The following is an 872-nucleotide window of genomic DNA, read 5'->3' on the forward strand; positions in this document are numbered from 1 at the left end:
CCCAGGAGGCCACGGTCTCGTTGGACATGCCGCAACTCGGCCTGGACTGGCACGAGTCGGTGCCGGTGCGCGACGAGCTCACCGGCGAGACCTACCACTGGGGGCGCGACAACTACGTGCGGTTGGAGCCGGGGCGGGCTCCCGCGCACGTCTTCCACGTCCAGTCCCCGCCCGCCGCGCATGCGAACGGAGGGACGGAGAAGCCATGACCGTGAACGAGCCCGTGCCGGACACCTTCGAGGACACTCCCGTCAGGGACCGTGACCCGGAGTGGTTCAAACGCGCCGTCTTCTACGAGGTGCTCGTCCGCTCGTTCCAGGACAGCAACGGCGACGGCGTCGGCGACCTCAAGGGCCTGACCGCCAAGCTCGACTACCTCCAGTGGCTCGGCGTCGACTGCCTGTGGCTGCCGCCGTTCTTCAAGTCCCCGCTGCGCGACGGCGGCTACGACGTCTCCGACTACACGGCCGTGCTGCCGGAGTTCGGCGACCTCGCCGACTTCGTGGAGTTCGTCGACGCCGCACACCAGCGCGGCATGCGCGTGATCATCGACTTCGTCATGAACCACACCAGCGACCAGCACCCGTGGTTCCAGGAGTCGAGGAAGGACCCCGACGGGCCCTACGGCGACTACTACGTGTGGGCCGACGACGACAAGGGCTACCCGGACGCGCGCATCATCTTCGTCGACACGGAGACGTCGAACTGGACCTTCGACCCGGTGCGGGGCCAGTACTTCTTCCACCGCTTCTTCTCGCACCAGCCGGACCTCAACTACGAGAACCCCCGCGTCCAGGAGGAGATCCTGGCCGCGCTGAAGTTCTGGCTCGACCTGGGCATCGACGGGTTCCGGCTGGACGCGGTGCCGTACC

At 67.5% G+C, this 872-nt stretch carries 2 protein-coding genes; both read left to right on the plus strand.

Features of this window, described 5'->3' with window-relative positions:
- Nucleotides 1-209: hypothetical protein (locus QNO09_RS39590; RefSeq protein ID WP_283975063.1), on the plus strand; the 209-nt coding region annotated here is incomplete at its 5' end.
- Nucleotides 206-872 (plus strand): alpha-amylase family glycosyl hydrolase (locus QNO09_RS39595; RefSeq protein WP_283975064.1); only part of this gene is annotated, 667 nt, incomplete at its 3' end. The genes QNO09_RS39590 and QNO09_RS39595, both read left to right, overlap by 4 nt.

Source organism: Streptomyces sp. 378, from assembly GCF_030124145.1.
Lineage (GTDB): Bacteria > Actinomycetota > Actinomycetes > Streptomycetales > Streptomycetaceae > Streptomyces.